At 58.3% G+C, this 21,859-nt stretch carries 18 protein-coding genes; 7 read left to right on the forward strand and 11 right to left on the reverse strand.

The annotated features are described in order from the left end of the window. Window positions 1-23: 23 nt before the first annotated feature. A complete protein-coding gene (locus HRR99_RS18230; protein WP_233124215.1) occupies window positions 24-1,187 on the reverse strand; it encodes a M20 aminoacylase family protein in 1,164 nt (387 codons plus the stop codon). Between the two features lie 244 nt (window positions 1,188-1,431). Between HRR99_RS18230 and HRR99_RS18235 the strand changes: the two genes are divergently transcribed. After that, window positions 1,432-2,469: a D-alanyl-D-alanine carboxypeptidase family protein gene (locus HRR99_RS18235; protein WP_233124965.1), complete on the forward strand. Its 1,038-nt coding sequence runs from the start codon at window positions 1,432-1,434 to the stop codon at window positions 2,467-2,469. Window positions 2,470-2,501: 32 nt separating this feature from the next. On the opposite strand, the gene HRR99_RS18240 is transcribed toward HRR99_RS18235, so the two are convergent. Then, window positions 2,502-3,122 carry a TetR/AcrR family transcriptional regulator gene (locus tag HRR99_RS18240; RefSeq protein ID WP_112498166.1) on the reverse strand — a complete coding sequence of 207 codons (621 nt, stop codon included), beginning with the start codon at window positions 3,120-3,122 and terminating at the stop codon, window positions 2,502-2,504. Window positions 3,123-3,230: 108 nt separating this feature from the next. Between HRR99_RS18240 and HRR99_RS18245 the strand changes: the two genes are divergently transcribed. The 4 genes from HRR99_RS18245 to HRR99_RS18260 all read left to right on the forward strand — a co-directional run bounded on the left by HRR99_RS18245 (window position 3,231) and on the right by HRR99_RS18260 (window position 9,649). After that, on the forward strand, window positions 3,231-4,304 hold the full coding sequence (locus HRR99_RS18245) for an efflux RND transporter periplasmic adaptor subunit (protein ID WP_112498165.1): 1,074 nt from the start codon (window positions 3,231-3,233) through the stop codon (window positions 4,302-4,304). Continuing rightward, window positions 4,301-5,383 (forward strand): efflux RND transporter periplasmic adaptor subunit, encoded by a 1,083-nt coding sequence (locus HRR99_RS18250; RefSeq protein WP_233124217.1) that lies wholly within the window; start codon window positions 4,301-4,303, stop codon window positions 5,381-5,383. The genes HRR99_RS18245 and HRR99_RS18250 overlap by 4 nt, the downstream gene beginning before the upstream one ends. Continuing rightward, the gene (locus tag HRR99_RS18255; RefSeq protein WP_233124219.1) at window positions 5,380-8,454 is read left to right on the forward strand and encodes an efflux RND transporter permease subunit; all 3,075 of its coding nucleotides are present in this window, start codon (window positions 5,380-5,382) and stop codon (window positions 8,452-8,454) included. The genes HRR99_RS18250 and HRR99_RS18255 overlap by 4 nt, the downstream gene beginning before the upstream one ends. 124 nt (window positions 8,455-8,578) lie before the next feature. Next, a complete protein-coding gene (locus HRR99_RS18260; protein WP_233124220.1) occupies window positions 8,579-9,649 on the forward strand; it encodes an alpha/beta hydrolase in 1,071 nt (356 codons plus the stop codon). Window positions 9,650-9,789: 140 nt separating this feature from the next. Here the strand turns inward: HRR99_RS18260 and HRR99_RS18265 are convergent, their stop codons facing one another. From HRR99_RS18265 to HRR99_RS18290, 6 genes are all read right to left on the reverse strand, one after another. Further along, on the reverse strand, window positions 9,790-10,794 hold the full coding sequence (locus tag HRR99_RS18265; RefSeq protein ID WP_233124222.1) for a TRAP transporter substrate-binding protein: 1,005 nt from the start codon (window positions 10,792-10,794) through the stop codon (window positions 9,790-9,792). Window positions 10,795-10,839: 45 nt separating this feature from the next. Next, on the reverse strand, window positions 10,840-12,117 hold the full coding sequence (locus HRR99_RS18270) for a TRAP transporter large permease (protein WP_111841128.1): 1,278 nt from the start codon (window positions 12,115-12,117) through the stop codon (window positions 10,840-10,842). Then, the gene (locus tag HRR99_RS18275) at window positions 12,117-12,650 is read right to left on the reverse strand and encodes a TRAP transporter small permease (protein WP_112498162.1); all 534 of its coding nucleotides are present in this window, start codon (window positions 12,648-12,650) and stop codon (window positions 12,117-12,119) included. Before HRR99_RS18275 ends, HRR99_RS18270 begins: the two co-directional genes overlap by 1 nt. Before the next feature lie 3 nt (window positions 12,651-12,653). After that, entirely contained in the window at window positions 12,654-13,823 is a 1,170-nt protein-coding gene (locus tag HRR99_RS18280; RefSeq protein ID WP_233124223.1) for a fumarylacetoacetate hydrolase family protein, read from the reverse strand. Window positions 13,824-13,987: 164 nt separating this feature from the next. Next, complete coding sequence (locus HRR99_RS18285; RefSeq protein WP_233124225.1) at window positions 13,988-14,704, reverse strand: FadR/GntR family transcriptional regulator; 717 nt, start codon at window positions 14,702-14,704, stop codon at window positions 13,988-13,990. Window positions 14,705-14,739: 35 nt separating this feature from the next. Continuing rightward, window positions 14,740-16,185, reverse strand: coding sequence for an FAD-binding oxidoreductase (locus tag HRR99_RS18290; RefSeq protein ID WP_233124226.1), 1,446 nt, complete (start codon window positions 16,183-16,185; stop codon window positions 14,740-14,742). Window positions 16,186-16,353: 168 nt separating this feature from the next. On the opposite strand from HRR99_RS18290, the gene denD reads away from it, so the two are divergent. Continuing rightward, complete coding sequence (gene denD, locus HRR99_RS18295) at window positions 16,354-17,337, forward strand: D-erythronate dehydrogenase (RefSeq protein WP_233124228.1); 984 nt, start codon at window positions 16,354-16,356, stop codon at window positions 17,335-17,337. A gap of 174 nt (window positions 17,338-17,511) precedes the next feature. Next, window positions 17,512-18,648, forward strand: coding sequence for a PLP-dependent cysteine synthase family protein (locus HRR99_RS18300; RefSeq protein ID WP_233124230.1), 1,137 nt, complete (start codon window positions 17,512-17,514; stop codon window positions 18,646-18,648). 31 nt (window positions 18,649-18,679) lie between these two features. Here HRR99_RS18300 and HRR99_RS18305 read toward each other — a convergent pair whose 3' ends face one another. The 3 genes from HRR99_RS18305 to HRR99_RS18315 are packed head-to-tail and all read right to left on the reverse strand — an operon-like array spanning window position 18,680 to window position 21,847. Beyond that, window positions 18,680-19,756, reverse strand: coding sequence for an ABC transporter ATP-binding protein (locus HRR99_RS18305; RefSeq protein WP_233124232.1), 1,077 nt, complete (start codon window positions 19,754-19,756; stop codon window positions 18,680-18,682). Between the two features lie 17 nt (window positions 19,757-19,773). Further along, window positions 19,774-20,841 (reverse strand): Gfo/Idh/MocA family protein, encoded by a 1,068-nt coding sequence (locus HRR99_RS18310; RefSeq protein WP_233124233.1) that lies wholly within the window; start codon window positions 20,839-20,841, stop codon window positions 19,774-19,776. Continuing rightward, window positions 20,834-21,847 carry a Gfo/Idh/MocA family protein gene (locus tag HRR99_RS18315; protein WP_233124966.1) on the reverse strand — a complete coding sequence of 338 codons (1,014 nt, stop codon included), beginning with the start codon at window positions 21,845-21,847 and terminating at the stop codon, window positions 20,834-20,836. Before HRR99_RS18315 ends, HRR99_RS18310 begins: the two co-directional genes overlap by 8 nt. Window positions 21,848-21,859: the final 12 nt, after the last annotated feature.

Raw genomic sequence — 21,859 nt, forward strand, 5'->3', positions numbered from 1 at the left:
TCGTGATCACTTGAGTCACATAATTATTCAGCCAGTCGCTGCTCGGCGAGTTTCACCCAGTAGGAAATGCCGTAGGCCAGGGCTTCATCATTGAAGTCGTAGCTGGGATTGTGCAGGCCCGCACTGTCGCCATTGCCCAGAAAGATAAATGCGCCGGGCCGCTCGTTCAGCATGTAGGAGAAATCTTCCCCGGCCATGGACGGATCGACGTCGGGATCGACGTTCTTGTCGCCCACAACATCTCGGGCGATGCGGATGGCATGTTCGGTTTCATTTCCGTGGTTCACGGTAACAGGGCAGTAGCGCTCATAGATGGCTTCGGCTTCCGCACCATTGGCCTGCGCGATGCCTTCAGCCATCTGCTTGATCCGCGCTTCGGCCATATCGCGCACGTTTTCATCCAGCGTGCGAACCGTTCCTGCAATCACCGCCTCGTTGGGGATGATATTGTGGCTGGAGCCCGCCTGAAAACGGGTGACGGAGACCACGACCGAGCGGATGGGGTCTGCGTTGCGCGATGCGATCATCTGGAGGTTGGTGACGATCTGCGCACCGATGGCAATCGGGTCCACCGTGCGATGCGGCTGCGCGGCGTGGCCGCCCTGCCCTTTCACCACGATAGAGAACTTGTCTGGGGCTGCCATGATGCCGCCTTTGCGGATGGCGAAAGAGCCCAACGGAATACCTGGCATATTGTGCATGCCATAGACTTCATCGATCTTGAACCTGTCCATCAGGCCATCCTGCACCATCGCAAGCGCCCCGGCTCCACCCTCTTCCGCAGGCTGGAAAATCAGCGCGACCGAGCCGGTGAAATTGCGTGTTTCCGCCAGATATTTGGCAGCACCCAGCAACATGGCCATGTGGCCGTCATGACCACAGGCATGCATCTTGCCATCGACTTTAGATGTCCAAGGCTTGCCGGTTTCCTCGACGATCGGCAGCGCATCCATGTCGGAGCGCAGACCGATGGTGCGGCCCTTGCCACGCTGGCCGTGAATGATGCCGACGACGCCGGTACGACCGATGCCGGTCACGATTTCGTCGACGCCGAAGGATTGCAGTTTCTCAGCGACGAATGCAGCAGTGTCGTGCACGTCGTAGAGCAGCTCGGGATTTTCATGGAGATGACGTCGCCACTCGCTGGCCTGCACCTGCAATTCCGCGGCTCTGTTCAATACTGGCATTCATTTATTCCTGATATTCCATTCTCGGCATGGCGAAATGCGCTTTCCCCACGGTGGATATTGCGCCGCATAATTGACGCAATCAATGTACTTTGCCATTGCTAGGCCATATATTGTGAATATTGCAAATCCCGTAACGATGACGGGAATTCGAGGATCCGCCTTGCAATCTACTTCCAGACATGGCCGCGCCGCAGGGCGGCTGGTAAAAACCACTGCTGCAATTCTGGCCGGTGTCCTGACGATGACGTCTGCGGCCTACGCCAACCCAAAGATGGTGATCGATGTCAGAACCGGCAAGGTGATCTCGCATCAGGAGGCGTTTCGCAAGTGGTATCCTGCCTCGCTGACCAAGCTGATGACGGCCTATCTGGCATTCAGCGCGATGAAATCCGGTAAGCTCAGCCCACAGACCGAAGTGGTGATGAGCAAGAAGGCCGCCGATCAGCCTGCCAGCAAGATGTATTTCAAGCCGGGCTCCAAGCTGACGCTGGACAGCGCGCTGAAGCTGTTGCTGATCAAATCCGCAAATGACGTGGCCGTTGCCATTGCCGAGACGGTGGGCGGAACGACAGAAAATTTTGTGGCGCAGATGAATGCGCAGGCAGCGCGTCTGGGCATGACGTCCACCCGCTACGTCAATCCCAACGGCCTGCCCGGCAAGGGTCAGTACACGACCGCGCGCGATCTTGCCGTTCTGGCCCTGCTCCTGAAGCGAGAGTTTCCCGAATATGCGGGCTATTTCTCGCTGGAAGGCGTCAGCACCGGCAAGAAGAACTATGCCAATTACAATATGCTGGTCGGTCGCTTCCAGGGCGCTGATGGCATGAAGACCGGGTTCATCTGCGCCTCCGGCTTCAACCAGGTGTCTTCGGCCTCGCGCAACGGCCGTCAGGTCATCAGCGTCGTGCTGGGCGCCGATAGCCTCGCTGGTCGCACCGATCAATCCGCAGACCTGCTACAGATGGCTTTGACATCCTCGAGCGGACAGGGCGTTTCTCTGGCATCGCTGGCACCTTATGGTGAGACAGCCGATGTCAACGATATCAGCGCCGATATCTGCAACCCGAAGGCCGCAAAGGTTCGCAGCGAAAGCCGCGACGAAGCAGGCCGCATGATCATCAAATCTCCCTATGTGCAGGAAATGACCCGCCCGCCGGTCTACTCCTATGCGGGCCTCATTCCGGGCAGCGAGACGGTGGTCGCCAACAGTGCCAGCACGGCGAGCAAGGGCGCAGATGCGGCCAATGTGCCCATCCCCATTCCGCGCCCGGCCTTCTAAGACTGACCGGACGCAACCCGCCTTATCGATTTTTAGCTTTGGGGCCGCGTCAGCAGCGCGCCCATGATGAGATCGAGGTGTGACTCGATAAAGGACGGGAGTTCCAGATCGCGGCGGTCACCGTGGATCAGGGTCTCCACGGCTATTCCGACGATCGGTGCGAAGACGATCCGTGCGCTCGCTCTCGGGCCTGGAACGAACTCGCCCTGCTTGACGCCTTCGTCGAGCAACTCCTGCAAACGCCCGATAATCGGCTCTATCAGTTCTTCCGTATGCGTATCGATAACATGTGGAAAGCGCGTTCCCTCAGAGATGACGAAGCGCAGCATTTGCCGCAACCGTCGTTCTGTTAGCAGCCGATCATAAAGCTGGAGTATGAAGTTCTTCAGCCGCTCCTCGCTGTTGCCGCTCAACTCTCCCAAATCAGTGAGAAAGGTTTCGAGCGGCGAGGCGATATGGCGTATCATTTCCGCAAAAAGTTCTTCCTTGGTGGGAAAGTAGACATAGACGGTGCCTTTAGTGACCCCGACGCGTTCTGCGATGTCTTCCACGCGTGCCGCCGTGAACCCGTGGTCCACGAACTCTTCAAATGCTGCTTCCAGAATTTGCGTGGGCCGAAGTGCCTTCTGTTCGGCGCGTGTCAGCCGTTTCATAGTGATCCTTAACCATCTGCGCCCGATCAATTCGAGGACACAATAATTTCATTGACTGTCCGGTAAGTCAAATGTATCACGTCTTCATCACGGTTCAAGAGGCAATATATGAGACGGTATGCAACAATCGCCTTTTTCGCGGCAGCACTGCCCGGGCTGGCCGCCTGTTCGCCCGAAAAACAGGCGCAGGAAAAAGCGCCCCGGCATGTCGAGGTGGTGCAGGTCAAATCAGTGGATGTGTCAGACGCAGTCTCGACCACAGGCGAAATCAGCGCGCGCGTTCAATCCGACCTCTCGTTCCGTGTCAGCGGTCAAATCGTGGAGCGACTTGTGGATGTGGGCGACCATGTGACCACGGGCCAGGTTCTGGCACGAATAGACCCGCAGGAACAGAAGGCCGATCTTCAAGTCGCATTGGCCACGCTGCAATCGGCACAGGCCCAGCAGACGCAAGCGCAGCAGGCATTCGACCGGCAACAGAGCCTTTTCAATACTGGTGTAACGACGCGCGCCGCTCTGGACCAGGCGCAGGAAACCCTGCTGACGGGTCAAGGCACCGTGCAGTCCTCGCAAGCGCAGGTCGATACCGCACGCGACGCGCTGGAGCAGACCGAGTTGAAGGCCGATGCCGATGGTATCATCACTGCACGCAGCGCTGAAGTCGGCCAAGTCGCGCAGGCAGCGCAACTGGTGTTCACGCTGGCCCATGATGGTCCGCGTGACGCTGTGATCAATGCCGATGAAACGACCCTTCTGGGCGGTGAAATCGAGAACGATGTCGTCGTCAGAATGCTGTCGGGCGGCGCGCCGATCAAGGCGACATTACGGGAATTGTCCCCTGCTCTCGATACCACCACCGCCACGATCCGTGTCAAGCTGGCGCTGGATGCGACAGCCAATGTGCGGCTCGGCAGCCCGATTGTCGCCACCGCGCATTACAAACCGGTCAAAACCATGCAGCTCCCATGGTCGGCCATTGCATCCGATTCCGGTCAGCCTTCGGTGTGGGTCGTCGATCCCAAAACCAAAGTTGTATCGCTGCGCAAAATCGAAGTCGCTAAATATGCAAATGGGCATTTTTCGGTGAAATCAGGCCTTTCCGAGGGCGAAACGGTCGTCGTCAATGGCACCAAATTTCTAGCCATCGGCGAGACCGTGGCCTATGAAGGAGCCGCTCAATGAGAATTTCCGTGACCTTCGTGACGCTTGCGCTTGCCTCCACCTTTCTCGCATCGTGCCAAAAGGAAGAGGAAGCGCCTGAAAAGCCTCGCCCCGTCCTCTCCATCGTCGTGCAGCCAGCCCCCGCTGCAACATTGACGCTGCCCGGGACTGTCAACGCGCGCATTGAAACCCAATTCGGTTTTCGCGTTCTCGGTCGTATCGTCGCGCGCAATGTGCAGGTCGGCGATATCGTGAAAAAGGGCGATGTGTTGGCTGCAATCGATCCCCTCTCTTTGGAACTGGCCGTCAGAAGCGCGCAGTCGGACCTGTCCAACGCACAGGCCCAGCTTGCAAACGCACAGACAAACGAGCAACGCCAGCAGACATTGTTCGAGCGGCAATCCGCCGCCAAGGCAACGTTCGAGAGCGCGCAACAGGAGCGCGTGACCGCCGAGGCGAACATGAATAAGGCGCAGGCCAATCTGGACAAAGCCAATGAGCAGCTGAGCTATTCACGCCTGCTGACGGAGTTCGACGGTGTCGTGACCAGCACATCCGCCGAGGTCGGGCAGGTCGTTTCGGCTGGCCAGAGCGTCGTCACCGTTGCCCGCCCGGAAGAGCGTGACGCTGTGATCGACGTGCCGGAAGCGGCGGGCTCACTTTTGAAACCCGGCACCGCCTTCGACGTCGCCTTGCAACTTGACCCCACCTATCATGCACAGGGTATGGTGCGCGAAGTTGCCCCCGAAGCGGACGATGCGACCCGCACACTGCGCACGAAGCTGGCCCTGGTAAATCCGCCCGACGCACTACGCCTCGGTGCCGTGATCACTGCCACTGCCACCGCGGACGCTCACCCCGTGATCCGTCTGCCATCATCCGCCATCAAGCGCGAGGGTGACAAGACATCTGTCTGGATCGTGGACGAAAAGGCCGGCAAGGTTTCGGCGCGTGACGTGAAACCCGAGGCGGGCTCCGTGCCCGGCGGCACGATCGTCATATCCACGGGCCTCAATCCCGGTGACCGTGTCGTTGTGGCTGGCGTGCACCAACTTCAGGACGGCCAGGCCGTACGTATCGAGCAGGAGAATGCCCAGTGAAATCGTTCAATCTCTCCGACTGGGCGCTCGATCACCGTTCGCTCGTCTGGTACTTCATGATCATCTTCATCATCGCGGGCACGTTCTCCTACATTAATCTCGGCCGTGAAGAAGATCCCGCATTCACGATCAAGACTATGATCATCAATGCGCAATGGCCCGGCGCGTCTGCCGAAGAGGTGACGAAACAGGTCACTGACCGCATCGAGAAGAAGCTTCAGGAGCTTGACGCGCTGGACTACACTCGCAGCGAAACGCGCGCGGGCCAAACCACCATCTACGTGGAGCTTCTGCCCACGACCAAAGCCAAGGACGTGAACACGAACTGGATTCGCGTCCGCAACATGGTCAACGACATCAAGGGAGACCTTCCCAGCGGTGTCGTCGGGCCGTTCTTCAACGACACATTCGGCGATGTCTATGGCAATATTTACGCCTTCACCTCCGACGGCCTGTCCCAGCGGCAATTGCGCGACCTTGTCGAAAGCGCGCGTGAAAAGCTGCTGACGGTGCCGAATGCCGGCAAGATCGATGTGGTCGGCGCGCAGGACGAAGTCATCTACCTCGAATTCTCCACCCGCAAGATCGCCGCAATGGGCATCGACCGTCAGGCCATCATTGACACCCTGCAGGCGCAGAATGCCGTGACGCAGTCCGGTTTCGTGGAAGCAGGGCCGGAAAGCGTTGCGCTGCGCGTCGGCGGGGCGTTTCTTTCGGAAGAAAGCCTGAAGTCCATCAATCTGCGGGTCAATGACCGTTATTTTCCGCTGACGGATATTGCCACCATCAAGCGCGGCTATGCCGATCCCGCATCATCGCTGTTCCGTTTCAAGGGGCAGCCCGCAATCGGTCTGTCCATCGGCATGACACCGGGCGCCAACCTGTTGACCTTCGGTGAGAATCTTGACGCAGAAATGAAGCGCGTGGTGGCCGATCTTCCCATCGGTGTCACCGTCGATCGCGTTTCAGACCAGCCCGCCGTGGTGGAAGAAGCCGTATCAGGCTTCACGACTGCACTGTTCGAAGCCATCGTCATCGTTCTGGCCATCAGCTTCATCAGTCTGGGCGTTCGTGCAGGCCTCGTGGTCGCCATTTCCATCCCGCTTGTGCTGGCCATCACCTTCGTCTTCATGGAATATTCCGGCATCTCGCTTCAGCGTATTTCGCTTGGCGCGCTCATCATCGCGCTCGGCCTTCTGGTGGACGACGCCATGATTGCGGTGGAAATGATGGTGTCAAGGCTGGAAGCGGGCGACGACCTGCGAAAGGCCGCGACCTATGTCTACACATCGACTGCCTTTCCGATGTTGACGGGGACGCTCGTTACCGTGGCAGGTTTCATACCGATCGGTCTCAACAGCAGTGCGGCGGGTGAGTTTACCTTCACGCTGTTCGTCGTCATTGCCGTCTCGCTGGTCGTTTCGTGGATCGTTGCCGTGGTGTTCACGCCGCTGCTCGGCGTGGTCATTCTGCCCAAGACGATGAAGCAGCATCATGGTGAGAAGGGCCGGTTTGCCAGCGGTTTTGCGTGGTTGCTGCTTCTTGCCATGCGTTGGCGTTGGGTTACCATCGCCTCGACGATCATCATATTCGGCCTGTCGATCGGTGGTCTTGGACTGGTCCAGCAACAATTCTTCCCGGCATCCGACCGCGTCGAACTGATTGTCGACTGGAGCCTGCCGCAGAACAGCACGATTGCTGAGACCAACAAGCAGATGGCCGAATTCGAAAAGGACAAGCTGGTTGGCAACGCCGATATCGACCATTGGTCGACCTATGTCGGTGAGGGCGCGCCCCGCTTCATTCTGTCCTACGACGTCCAGAGCCCGGCACCATGGTTTGGGCAGATGGTGATCGTTGCCAAGGACCTTGAGGCACGAAACAGGCTGCGCGATGACCTTCAAGGTTACCTCGTCAAGACTTACCCTGGCACGGACGCCTTTGTGAAGCTGCTCGATATCGGGCCACCCGTCGGCAAACCCGTTCAGTACCGCATCAGCGGACCCGATGTGCAGGAGGTGCGAAAGCTCGCGCAGCAGTTCGGAACCATCATCAACGGCAATCCGCTGCTTTCCAACATGACCTATGACTGGAACGAGCCGTCCCGCGTCGTAAAGGTGGATGTGCTTCAGGATAAGGCACGGCAGCTTGGCGTTTCCTCGCAGGATATCGCCACGGCTCTGAACGATATCGTGGAAGGGACCACGGTCACGCAAGTTCGCGACGACATCTATCTGATCGATGTCGTCGGTCGTGCCGAAGACATCGAGCGGGGTTCGATAGACACGCTTCGCAACCTCCAGCTTGCGGCGGCAAACGGAAAATCCGTTCCACTATCGGCTGTTGCCAAGTTCAGATACGAGCTGGAACAACCGTTGATCGGTCGCCGTGACCGCATGCCGACGATCATCGTGAAAGCGGCTGTCGTCGGACCAACCCAGCCAGCAACGATCGTCGAGGAACTGAAGCCGCAGGTCGAGAAGTTCAATGCTTCGGTACCCCCCGGCTACAAGGTGGTCATCGGCGGTTCGGTGGAATCGAGTGCCGAAGCGCAAGGCCCGATCGCTGCCGTGGCGCCTATGATGCTGCTCGCCATGGCAACGATCCTGATGTTCCAGTTGCAAAGCTTCAGCCGCCTGTTCCTGGTCTTTGCGGTTGCGCCACTGGCCCTCATCGGTGTCGTTGCAGCACTGCTGCTCAGCAATGCACCCATGGGTTTCGTCGCCATTCTGGGTGTGCTGGCGTTGATCGGCATTCTGATCAGAAACTCTGTGATCCTCGTGGTCCAGATCGAGCATCTGAGAGAGGAAGGTGTCAGCGCATGGCGCGCGGTTATCGAAGCGACCGAGCATCGCATGCGACCCATCATGCTGACAGCCGCCGCCGCAACGCTTGCGCTCATTCCCATCTCACGTGAAGTGTTCTGGGGACCCATGGCCTATGCCATGATGGGTGGCATCGTGGTCGGCACGATCTTGACGTTGCTGTTCCTTCCAGCGCTCTACGTCGCATGGTTCCGAATTCCGCGTGAAGACGATACAAAGCCTGCGCAGGAACCGGCAACGGTTTGATATTGGGAGGGCGTCGCGAACGCCCTCTCCACTTTCACCCATAGAGCAGAGCAACACCGTGGTTCTTTTTTCCCCTTCTATTGCCAGCCCTTCGCGCTGCGTTTTGACCGTCGCAGCAATTGTGATGGCAGTGTCTGGCTGCGTGTCACGCCCGACCACGACCGTTCTGCAACCGGTAACGCTGCGTCAGGGCGCGGGCGAACAGGTCAGCATTCTCGCGGTGACGAACCGTACGTCCGACAGCAAGGATCACTCCTTCGGAAACCGATGGGCAACGGATGTTCACTACGACCGCTTCGTGTTTTCCGTTCCAACGGACCGCGAAGGTGCTGCGATCACCTATCCCTCGGCAAAGCCCGATCCCAAACGGCAATTCATCGTAACGAAGCGCGAAAAACTGTCCCTGGACGCGCTGGTCGAGGATGCAACGCGGGCCGACCGGTTCGATGGGACAGCTTCGATTTTCGTGCATGGATACAATTACTCCTACCAAGAGGCCCTGTTCAGAACCGCCCAGATGTCCGCCGACGCGACCTCCATGAGCCCGCCTGTCATGTTCTCCTGGCCATCGGCTGCCAGCGTTACGGGTTACGTTACGGACAAGGATGCCGTGCTGTATTCCCGCTCACAACTGGATGCGCTGATACAGGCGATGGCCAAGGCGCCGAAGATCAAGCGCATCGTGTTGTTCGGCCATAGCATGGGTGGCTTCCTGTCGATGGAAGTGGCACGGCAGTTGAAACTTCAGCGACGTGACGACGTTCTGGCAAAACTTCAGATCGTGCTTGCCGCACCGGATATTGATGTCGACGTGTTCCAGTCGCAGTTGCGTGACATCGGTCGTCTTCCCAACCCTATCGTTCTCCTGGTTTCCAAAAGCGACAATGCCTTGAGCGTGTCGAGCTTCATTGGCGGTGAGCGACCACGCGTGGGCCTGCTTAATATCGAGGACCCGTTGATCCAGCAGGCTGCAAAACAGGAACGACTTACGGTCATCGATATTTCTTCGCTGCAATCATCCGATGGGTTGGGGCACGACCGCTATGCCTCGCTTGCCCGGTTCTCCGGGGATATGTTGAAAGCGGATGCGAGGATGCGCACGAACGGCAACAATATCGGCGCCTTCGTATTCGATGCCGCCGGTGCCGCCGTCGCAAGCCCGTTCAAACTGGCGAGCCAGATCGCCCGTCAGTGAGCAAGTAGAAAGCATGTCCGGGGCGTCGATCTTGAAGATGTGGTTTGCAATTCAGCGATATCCTGACCGGCAGCATAGATTTGAAACGAAAAAGAGGCCGGGCACTGCCCGACCTCCAAACATTGTTTTTCTGGAAACAGTTACTTACGCATTTCCGACAGTTCCTTGACAATAGCATCAACGACATCAGGGCCGATTTGCTCCTTGTGCTTTTCGTAGACGATCATCGATTTTTCACGAATACGAGCCTGCTCTTCGGGAGACAGCGTGTTGACCTTCAAACCGGCTTCCCTGATCTTTTCGAGTGAGGTCTTGTTCAGTTCCTGAATGACCTTGCGCTCCTCATCGCGCCCGACCACGGCACATTCGCGAAGGGCGGCCTGCTCTTCCGGTGTGTAGCTGTCGAAAATGGCTTTCGAAAAGAGAAGCAGAAACGGAGTGTAGGCGTGATTGGTCTCGGTGATGTACTTCTGCACCTCGAAGAATTTCGACGTATCGATGGTGACGTAGGGGTTTTCCTGAGCATCGATGGCGTTGGTTTCCAGCGCCGAGAAGACTTCACCGAAGGCCATTGGCGTCGGGTTGGCACCGAGATTCTGGAAGGTATCGAGGAAGATGTTGTTCTGCATGACACGAACCTTCATCCCTGAGAAATCTTCCCATTTGGTCACGGGGCGGACCGAGTTGGACAGGTTGCGGAAGCCGTTTTCCCAATAAGCGAGGTTCACGAGCCCGGCTGCTTCCAGCTTCTCGTTCATCATGTCGCCGAACTTGCCGTCGAGGACCTTGTAAGCTTCCTGCGGGGTGGCGAACAGGAACGGCAGGTCGAAGACGCCGAGTGCGGGAATGATGCCGACAAGCGGCGAGGACGAGGTGACGACACCCTCCTGAACACCAGAACGAAGCGCCTGTGTTGCCTGAAGGTCGCCGCCCAGTGCGCCGCCCCAGAATGCGGTGATCTTCAGTTTTTCGCCCGACTTTTCATCCAGGCAGGCCTGCATGGCCTTGATGCCGTTGCCAACCGGGTGGTCGGCATTGATGCCATTGGAAACACGAATGTTGCGGGCGTTGAATTCGGCGAAAGCTGGCATGGCAGCGGATAGGCCGAAGGCGAATGCCGTGGTGGCTAGAAGCAGTTTTCTCATTTTATCCTCCCAGGATGATTGAAAACGACGGTTAAGTGCCGGCTGCTATCGCAGCCAGCGGGCAGGCACGAGCACGATGTCAGGGAATATGACCAGCAGGAACAGCACGATGGTTTGCGCCAGAAGGAACGGCCACACCCCGATGGTGACCTTGCCGAGCGGAATGCGCCCGACGCCACTGACGACATTGAGCACCACGCCGACCGGCGGCGTGATCAAGCCGATACAATTGTTCATGATGAACATGACACCGAAATAGACGGGGTCAATGCCAGCCTGCTTGATGATCGGCATCAGTACCGGCGTCAGAATAAGGATCGTCGGTGTTAGATCCAAAGCCGTGCCGACGACCAGAACGAGGATCATGATCACGAACATCAGCAGCATGGGCCGGTCGATCAGCGGCTCGATATAACCTGCGATCTCTGCGGGAATATTAGCGGCGGTGATAAGCCATGCGGAGACAAGCGCAGCGCACACCAGGAACATTATGACCGAGGTGGTCTTGGCCGCCTGCAAAATGACACGCGGCAGGTCGCGAGGCTTGAGCTCGCGGTAGATGACCATGCCGACGAACATGGCATAGGCGGCAGCAATGACCGCCGCTTCCGTTGGCGTGACGACGCCCGCCTTGATGCCACCGAGAATGATGACAGGCATGCCCAGCGCCCACGCGGCACGACCGGTTGCGTTGAGACGTTCTGACATCGGCGCTTTCGGCAAGGGCTGCACATTGTCCTTGCGAACGACGATCAACCAAGCAACAACCAGCGACAGGCCCATCAGAATGCCGGGCACGATACCCGCCATGAAGAGCTGGGTGATCGACACGTTGGCTGCCACGCCGAAAACGATGAAGGCCATGGACGGCGGAATGACCGGAGCGATGATGCCACCGGCGGCAATCAGACCACCGGCACGCGGCACATTATACCCGGCCTTCGCCATCATCGGCAGCAGGATGGCGGCGAGCGCTGCCGTATCGGCGGCAGCAGAGCCCGAGATGCTGGCCATGATGATGGCAGCCAGAATGGCAACGATGCCGAGGCCACCCCTGATGTGGCCGACGCAAGCGATGGCGAAATCGATGATGCGGCGCGACAGGCCGCCGGAATTCATCAGTTCACCTGCGAGAATGAAGAAGGGAATGGCCAGAAGTGTGAAGGTATCGGCACCCGCAATCATGTTTTGCGCGATGATCTGCGTATTGAACATGCCCATGAACCACATGAGAATGACACCACAGAACATTAGCGCGAAGGCGACGGGCACGCCGATGACCATTGCGCCCAGCAGCGATGCGATAAAGACAAGAAGTGTCATCAGGTCCGCTCCGCCAACTGCTCAAGGGTCAGGTTTTCACCTGCAAAGGCGGATATTTCTTCATCCGTCACGCGTCCTGTGACAAGGCGGATCAAACGTTCCAGTGCAATCAGCACCATGCCCGCGCCCGTAAACAGGCCGATGCCGTAGACCCAGATCATCGACATGCCGGTGACGGGAGCCGCCATGCTGGCATTGATCGGAAACTGCTTCCACGTTCCCCAGAAGAAAATGGCAGAACAGGTGATGATCACCAGATTGGACAGGACCATGCAGATGATGCGGCCACGTCGCGATAGAAACATGACCAGCGTTTCGATGCCGAGATGGCTGTGTTCGCGGAAAGCGACGACGGCGCCGATAAAGGTCAGCCAGACGAAGAAATAGCGCGACATTTCCTCAGAGACATTGAGGCCGGAGTTGAAGCCGTAGCGCATGACGACGTTGACGAAAACCATGATCGCCATGCCAGATAGCAGCAGGATCAGCAGAAGTTCGAGGAAGCGGTAAAACAGATCGATCGCTCTTTGCATGGCTCAGATCTTTCCCAAAAGGCCGCGACCGGCAAGGTTGCGGATCAGCGAACCGACGCCGAACGTCCATTCCGGACAGGCATCCGTTCGCTCGACCCAGTTGACCAGCCGACCCAGTTTGGCCGTGGAGATTTCCACCCGGTCACCGACCTCGTGGGTGAAACCCTCGCCCGCACCGCGACGATCCTTGACCGGGGCGAACATGGTGCCGAGAAACAGGACGGCACCGTCGGGATATTGGTGATTGCGGTTGCGCAGTTGGGCGGCAAGGCTCTCGGGAGAACGGCTGATGGCCTCCATCGGGCTTTCGCCGGTCATTTCGAAACCATCTTCGCCATTGACGCGAAGTGCCACGCGGACGCGGCGCAGGTCGTCCATCGTAAAACCATCGTCGAAGAGGCGGATAAAGGGGCCGATGGAGCAGGACGCATTATTGTCCTTGGCCTTGCCCAGCAACAGTGCCGAACGCCCCTCGACATCGCGCAAGTTGACATCATTGCCGAGGCTGGCACCAACAACCGTACCGTCGGAACGCAGGACGAGCACGACCTCCGGCTCAGGGTTGTTCCATTGCGAAATAGGATGGATGCCGACCAGATCGCCGCATCCGACCGACGACATCGGCTGGGCCTTCGTGAAGATTTCCGCATCGGGACCGATGCCGACTTCGAGATATTGCGACCAGAGACCCATATCCTGCAAAAGCTTTTTCACGGACGCGGCCTGCTCGGAACCGGCAACCAGACCACGCAGACTATCGCCCAGAACGGGAGCGAGCTTAGCGCGAATGTCCTGCGCGCGGCGTGGATCGCCCTTGGCCTGCTCCTCGATCACGCGTTCCAGCATGCTGTCTGCAAAGGTCACGCCTGCGGCCTTCACGGCCTGCAAATCGATCGGCGCCAGAATTCTTCCTGCTTCGCCAGAGAGAAAACTTTCCACATCACCAAGGTCCGCAAGCCCTTGTGTCTGCTTCAAGAGGGAGCCGAGATTTTCGATTTCCAGAAGGGCGGACATGGTGGCAGCAACGCTTGTCAGGTCCAGAACGCGCCCGCCGGAAATCAGCACCGGGCATGGGCCATCGCTGGCATTGGACCAGACGCGCCCGACCAAGAGAGCATTGGCGGCATCCTCGGGCAGAATGGATTCTGCGCGCAATACACGTTCGGAATTCACAGGTTTGTCCTCCACATTTCCGACAGGCTCTGCCCTCCAGCAGTGCTTGCCCTATTGTCAGGATGTCTGACAATGCTCCCTCAAAATCTCTAATATGACTTTTCCATCATGTCCAGCGTGCAAAACTCAGTAAAACCGTATGCAGGCTGTGGAAAAGTTAAGCGTCAGTAAACTTCCATCGTCAGATCGACCCGCCCGGCAGCGCCCATCAGGTGGTGGCGCATGGCCAGGCGCGCCTTGACCGGATCGCGCGTCACGACCGCATCTCGGATCGCCACATGTTCCGCAATGGTGATTTCCACGATCTCTTCGAGAATGGCAGTGGCGCGCGCGGCATTGATTGCCAGACTGATGCGCTCTGCGATAAAGCCGATGAACAGCGGAAAATATTCGTTATGCGTTGCCGCCGCCAGGGCGCGGTGGAAGGCGAGATCGGCGACGATGCCCTCCCCCGTCCACTTCGCAGCACCCGTCATCAGCGCTAGTGCCTCATCCAGCTTCTTCAGATCATCGTCATCGTGGTGAACGGCGGCAAGGCCTGCGGCCTCGATTTCCAGCGGCATGCGCAGCTGGAACAGACTACGAAAGCTCTCGCGGTCATATAGCGCGGTTTGCTCGATTCGGATGGAGCCACGACCCGTGGCCTCGGTCACGAAGGCGCCGATGCCCTGCCGGGTCTCGACCAACCCTTCATTGCGCAACTCTGCAATGGCTTCGCGCACGACAGAGCGACTGACGCCGAACGTCTTGGCAAGGATATGTTCGGTCGGCAGCCGGTCTCCCGGCACGATCCGTCCTTCGGCAATCTCCTTGCCGATATGCCCCGCAATGCGCGCCGGAAGATGTTCGCTACGTTTTAACTGGCCAAAATCCGCCGTCATGCAATCGGTCCGTCCTTTGATGTTGCCAGACTATTCTATGAACTGCGGGTGAAATTCAATTGGCAGCCGGGGTTCATTACCATGGCGGGATCAATGGCCTGTTTCAGCGCGCCCAGAAGTGCGCGGTGGGCGGGTGCCAGCCTTGCCTCGAAATCCGCACGTTTGAGACGACCAATGCCGTGTTCAGCGCTGATGCTGCCGCTGTAGCGATCGACAACCGCATTCACCACGGTTTTGGCCTCATAGATCATCGCGTCGGTCTCCTGCCTGCCAACGCCGCTCGGAGGCAGCACGTTCAGATGCACATTGCCATCCCCCACGTGTCCATAGGACACGCTGAGACACTGCGGCAAAGCCTCTGACACGGCCCGCTCGGCATCAGCCACAAAATCGGCCAGGCGCGACAGCGGTACGGAAATGTCCGTGCGCATATGTGGTCCGCGCTTCGCCTGACCCTCGTTCATGCCTTCGCGAATGAGCCAGAGATTGCGGGCCTGCGCCTGCGAGACGGCAATAACGCCATCCACCACCAACCCGTCCTCCATGACGCCGGTCAGGAACCGTTGCATCAAATCCGGTATATCGACCAGCCCGGAACCGGATATCTCCATCAGCACATAGGCGGGATAGTCACCAGCCATCGGCATGGGCAGATCGGGCAGCGCTTCCTTCGCAAGCGTCAGCGCAACCGGTGGCATGAATTCAAACGCAGACATCAGGTCGCAGCAGTCGCGCCGGGCGCGGCGGTATAGCTTGATGACATCACCGAGCGAGTTTAGGCCCAAAAGAGCCGTCTCGACCTGGTCCGGCAACGGCGTCAGCTTGATCGAGACCGCCGTGATGATGCCAAGCGTTCCCTCGGAGCCGATGAAGATTTGCTTCAGATCGATGCCGCGATTGTCCTTGCGCAGCGTGGAAAGGCCGTTGAAAATCGTGCCATCCGGCAAGACGACTTCCAGACCCAGAACCAGCTCCCGTGTCATGCCATAGCGCAGGACATTGATGCCGCCAGCATTGGTGGCGACGTTGCCGCCGATGCGGCACGACCCCTGTGCACCCAGAGCTAGCGGGAAAAACATGCCCATTTCAGCAATCCGGTCCTTGACCTCGGAGAGGACGCAGCCCGCCTCGACCACCGCCGAAAAATCGTCGGCATCGATATTTCTGATCGTGTTCATACGCTCAAGGCTAAGCACGATTTGCGTTTCGGGTTGATCGGGAATAGCGCCCAGCACGAGGCCGGTATTGCCGCCCTGCGGAATGATCGAAAGCCCCAGCGCCCCGCAGGTGCGGATGGCATCACTGACATCCTGCGTCGAGCGTGGGCGCAGAACGGCAAGGGCATTGCTCGTCACATCGCCATGCCAGTCACGGCAGAAACGTTCCATTTGTGCCGGGTTGGTCAGAACGACATCGTTGCCGAGAGCTGCGATGAGAGATGTCTGCAAATGCGCCGATTTATCCATGACACCAACACTCATCGTCCCACCTTTCGCGCAATCCACCAGCTCATTTTTTGTCTTGATGGATCAAATCTCTGTTTTCAAAATGCCAATATAAGGTTATCAGACAACCTTACAATAGGAATTTTAAGCCGGGTGGCGATGCCTAAAAGCGCGTCACGGCTATGTTGCGGAGGAGAAAAAGCGATGCATATTCTGATTATTGGCGCGGCGGGGATGGTCGGCAGAAAACTGGCGGCGAAGCTCTCCAGCGACGGGCAACTGGGCGGCAAAGCCGTTGAGCGGATGACACTGGTTGACGTCGTTGCGCCAGAGGGACCGCAGGGTTTCACAGGCGTCGTCGATGCAAGAGAGGCCGATCTTTCGGCACCGGGTGAGGCCGAGGCGCTGATTGCGACACGGCCCGACGTTATCTTTCATCTGGCGGCCATCGTCTCTGGCGAAGCGGAGCAGGATTTCGACAAGGGCTACCGCATCAATCTGGATGGCACCCGCTACCTGTTTGACGCCATTCGTCTGGCCCATGGTGAAGATGGCTACAAGCCCCGCGTCGTCTTCACATCGTCCATTGCCGTCTTCGGTGCACCGCTGCCCTATCCCATCGCGGACGATTACCACACGACACCGCTGACCAGTTACGGCACGCAAAAGGCCATCTGCGAACTGCTCCTATCCGACTACAGCCGTCGCGGCTTTTTTGATGGCATTGCCATCCGCTTGCCAACCATCTGCATCCGCCCCGGCAAGCCAAACAAGGCCGCCTCCGGTTTCTTCTCCAACATTTTGCGTGAACCTCTGGTCGGTCAGGAAGCAGTTTTGCCCGTGTCTGAAGACGTGCGCCATTGGCACACATCGCCACGCTCCGCCGTCGGCTTTTTGCTGCACGGCGCGATCATCGATCTTGACAGGGTCGGACCACGCCGGGCGCTCTCCATGCCGGGCCTTAGCGCCACTGTGGGCGAACAAATCGAAGCATTGCGCCGCGTAGGAGGCGAAAAGGCCGTGGCCCTGATCCGCAGGGAGCCGGATGAGATGATCATGAACATGGTGGCTGGCTGGGCACCCGGCTTTGAAGCGACACGCGCAAAGGCACTGGGCTTCACAGCCGAGACCTCCTTCGATGAGATCATTCAGGCGCATATCGAAGATGAACTAGGCGGCCAGCTGTAGAAACAGATTTTCGAAGAATTTTTGACTTGGCGACCGATACTTTCCAATATATGACGAAATTATAGAAGGATATTCCATCAAGTCGCCCGGAAAGAGATAAAACGTCGTGATCCGCTTTAGTCACACCTGTTACAGACCCCTGTGGATTTCACTTGCGATCAGGAGGAGCGTGGCATGACGTCGGAATGTCTCGCTGCCCCACCGCTGACACCTTTGCCGGAATGCACAAACCGTGATTGGGCAAGGCGCGCAATTGGTATTCTCCAGGGTGATGGACGCCGGTCGGCGGACACGCATCTGGTCAAACCGGTGTTCAAAGGCCTGCGTGGCATCTCGATCTATCTGAAGGACGAGTCGACACATCCTACCGGCAGCCTCAAGCACAGGCTGGCGCGCTCCCTGTTTTTGTACGGGATTTGCAACGGCAAGATTGCTCAGGGCACGACGCTGGTCGAGGCATCGTCCGGCTCAACCGCCGTCAGCGAGGCCTACTTCGCCCATCTTCTCGATCTGCCATTCATCGCGGTCATGCCGCATTCCACCAGCCCGCAGAAGGTGGAGGCCATCGAGCGCTTTGGTGGAAAGTGCCATTTCGTGGACAAGCCTTCAGAGGTCTACACCGTGGCGGAACGGCTGGCGGCGGAAGCTGGCGGTCATTATCTCGACCAGTTCACCTATGCCGAACGCGCAACGGACTGGCGCGGCAACAACAATATCGCCGATTCCATCTTCGAGCAGATGAAGAGCGAAGAGCATCCCGAACCCGAATGGGTGGTGATGAATGCCGGCACCGGCGGCACCTCCGCCACCATTGGCCGCTTCATCCGCTACAGAAACCTGCGCACACGACTATGCGTCGTGGATGTCGAACATTCCGCCTTTTACGCGTCCTATATGTCCGGCGACCGCAACGTGACCTGCCCGACACCATCGCGCATCGAAGGCGTGGGCCGACCACGGGTGGAACCGTCTTTCATCCCCGGCGTCATCGACCACATGATCAAGATACCGGACGCGGCCTCCATCGCGGCGATGCACGTTCTCTCCGAAAGACTGTTTCGCCGTGTTGGCGGATCGACCGGCACGAATTTCTTCGGCCTATGCTGGATTGCCGCGGCGATGATGAAGGAGGGCAAAGAGGGCTCTCTGGTTTCGCTTATCTGCGACAGCGGAGACCGTTACGCCGCAACCTATTACAATCCCGACTGGCTGGCCAAGAACGGCATCGACACTACGCCCTATCGCGCCATGCTCGAAACCTTCATCGATAGTGGCGAGTTCAGAGATCTCGGCATAGCCGGATTATCCTGATGCGGGCGGCTGGTAGAGCCGCTTTTCAATCTCAGACCCTTCGGCCATCCGCGCCGAAAATATGCGCGTTGGCCAGATCGAAAGATAGAGACACCTTTTCGCCCATGCGCAACTGTTTCTGCCCTTCCAGCACGACGGTCACGGGTTGGCCGTCAGCGGTATTGGTGTAGATGACCGTCGATCCACCCAGATGTTCCACCAGCTGGATATTGCCCTCCCCCAGACTGGCCAATTGCACATGCGGCTGAATATGCTCCGGGCGGATGCCAAAGGTCAGCGCCTCGCCATTCTCGGCCTCCAGCGGCCTTTCGAGAACGATCTGCTGTCCGGCAATCTCGATGGTGCGGCGGGACGTGTCGGACACCACGAGTTTTGCTGCCAGAAAATTCATTTTCGGTGAGCCGATGAACCCGGCGACGAACTGGTTGGCAGGGTGGTTGTACAGATCGAGCGGACGACCAACCTGCATGATGCGACCTTCGCGCAGCACGACGATCTTGTCGGCCATGGTCATGGCTTCCACCTGATCATGCGTAACATAAATCATGGTGCTGCCAAGTGTCTGATGAAGCTTGGCGATTTCCACGCGCATCTGGACACGCAGCTCGGCATCGAGGTTGGATAGCGGCTCATCGAACAGGAAGATTTTCGGCTCGCGAACGATGGCACGCCCGATGGCCACGCGCTGACGCTGCCCGCCCGACAACGCCTTCGGCTTGCGTTGCAGAAGCGGGCCGATTTGCAGCACATCGGCGGCTTTGGCCACACGCGTCTCTATTTCCGACTTCTTGTAGCCTGCCGTTTCCAGCCCAAATGCGAGGTTCTTGTAGACGCTCATATGCGGATACAATGCGTAGGACTGGAACACCATGGCGATGCCGCGCTTGGAAGCCGCCATTTCATTGACGCGCGCGCCATCGATAATCAGATCACCATCCGATATTTCTTCCAGCCCGGCAATCATCCGCAGCAGGGTGGATTTGCCACAGCCGGAGGGGCCGACGAAGACGGTGAATTCGCCCGGCTCTATCTGCAAGTCGATACCGTGAACCACGGGAAAGGCGCCGAAACGCTTGACGATCTTTTGAAGGGTAATGCTGCTTGCCATAGGTTCCTCCGACGGTCTCAGGGACGCCAGCTGATATATTTCGGATGCCCCTGGGTGATCGGCAGGGCAACGTCCGCATTGATATCGTTGGAATGATAGATTGCCGCGAGAAGCTCCAGCGAACCCCGCGCATCGGCCGTGGTCACCGGTGGCGTATCGCCGTTCTCCAATGCGTGGTAGAATGCCTCCATCTGCCCGTTAAACCTGCGGCCAACAGTTGGCATATCGCTCAGCAGCGCGTCGATCTTCCTGCCGATCTCCTCGCTGGCGGGAATGAAACGCCAGGGTCCATCACCCGGTGAATAGGCCGAATGGTTGCTCTCCATCGTTACATTTTCGAACGACAGCCGCAAACGGCTGATCTCCTCCTGAGACCCCAGCGTCGTCGATACCGCGACCAGCGCGCCGCTCTTCATCAGAAGACTAGCCGAGACGCAGTCTTCCACCTCGATGGGGTTGACGCGTGTTGCGGTGCGGGCAAAGACGCGGTCGATTGGCCCCATCAGATAGGTCAGCATGTCGTGCAGATGGATCGCATGGGTCATCAGCACACCGCCGAGTTCGGTTGCCCAGCGACCACGCCATGGATTGTCGTAATAGGCGGCATCCCGCTTCCAAAGGGTCTCTGCGGTTGCCACGTAAGGCGTGCCAGCCAGACCACTTTCGATGATGCGGCGCGCCTGCTGAACACCGTCGCCGTAGCGATACTGGTAGATCGGCATCAATTTGCCCTTGGCGACCTTTTCGGCTGCAACCACCTCGTCAAGCTCCGACAGGGAACCTGTCAGCGGCTTTTCGCAGACCACGTGCTTTCCGGTCGCTAGCCCCTGAAGAATGAGTCTGGTGTGAATGGCGGGCGGCGTGCAGATATCGATGATGTCGATATCCTCCATCGCCATCAGCTCGTCAGTCGAGGTTAGGCGACGCTCGACGTTGAACTCATCCGCCACCGCCTTCAGGCGCACTTCATCGAGATCGCAAAGGGCCACGACCTCGTATTTGTCTGGATGCATCGCATAGCCTTCTGAGATATGCGAGCTGCCGATGCCGCAACCGATGAGGCCGACCCTGTAGCGTTTAGCCATGGTGATGACCCTCCGCAATCTGCTGAGCTTTGAGTGCAATCTCCATGGCTGCAAAGCAGCGCGCCTGCGGCATGGCCGTCTCGGTGCGGCTGCGGATATCTTCCAGAAGCTGCGGACCATAGGGCAATAGGACATCTGCGCAATCAATGTGCTGCACGCCGTTCTTGTCGGTCAGGAACAGATGATCTTTCCCTTCCCGACCTGCGATATCGACGTATTTCCGAAGCTCTATCGTGCCCTCCGTGCCGGTGATGAACAGGCGTCCGTCACCCCAGGTGGGCAGGCCATCCGGCGTGAACCAGTCGACGCGGATGTAGCCATCCGCTTCCTTGGTCGAGAGGTGAATATCGCCACTGTCCTGCAGGCCGGGCCATTGGGGGTGTGCGCGATTGGACACGGTGGCAGAGCGGATCGTTGCCTCCTGCGCGCCGGTGAAGAACAGGAATTGTTCGCATTGATGCGAAGCAATATCCGTGAGAATGCCGCCGTATCGCTCACGTTTGAAGAACCACTCGGCCCGTGTCGGCGCGCGCAGGCGATGCGGTCCGAGACCCACCGTTGACACCACTTTCCCGATAGCGCCTGCCGCAATGAGTTCTCCCGCCTTGACGGTGGATCGGGTCTCGAAATGCTCCGAATACATGATAGAGAAAATGCGGCCTGTCTCAGCCTGAACCTGCTTTACTTCGGCAAGCTGTTCAAGGCTGATCATGCCCGGCTTGTCGGTCATGACGTCTTTTCCGGCGCGCATAGCTTCGATTGCTATGGCTGAACGATCTCCGGGGACAGCCGCGGTGATGATGAGATCGATGCTGTCGTCTTCCAGGAAGCGCCGCTTGTCATCCACACGCAGGGCCGAGGGAAACGTCTCGCCATAGGCTTTGGAGAGATCGTCCTCCACCGCATGGAAACCGACGAACTCCGCGCCTGCATTCAAAAGGCAGGTCGTCTGTCCGTAGATGTGATTGTGGTTGATACCGATTGTTGCGAAGCGAACGGGTTTCATAGCCATGCCTTG

The sequence above is a fragment of the Agrobacterium vaccinii genome, assembly GCF_021310995.1.
In the GTDB taxonomy this organism is placed as follows: Bacteria; Pseudomonadota; Alphaproteobacteria; order Rhizobiales; family Rhizobiaceae; genus Agrobacterium; species Agrobacterium vaccinii.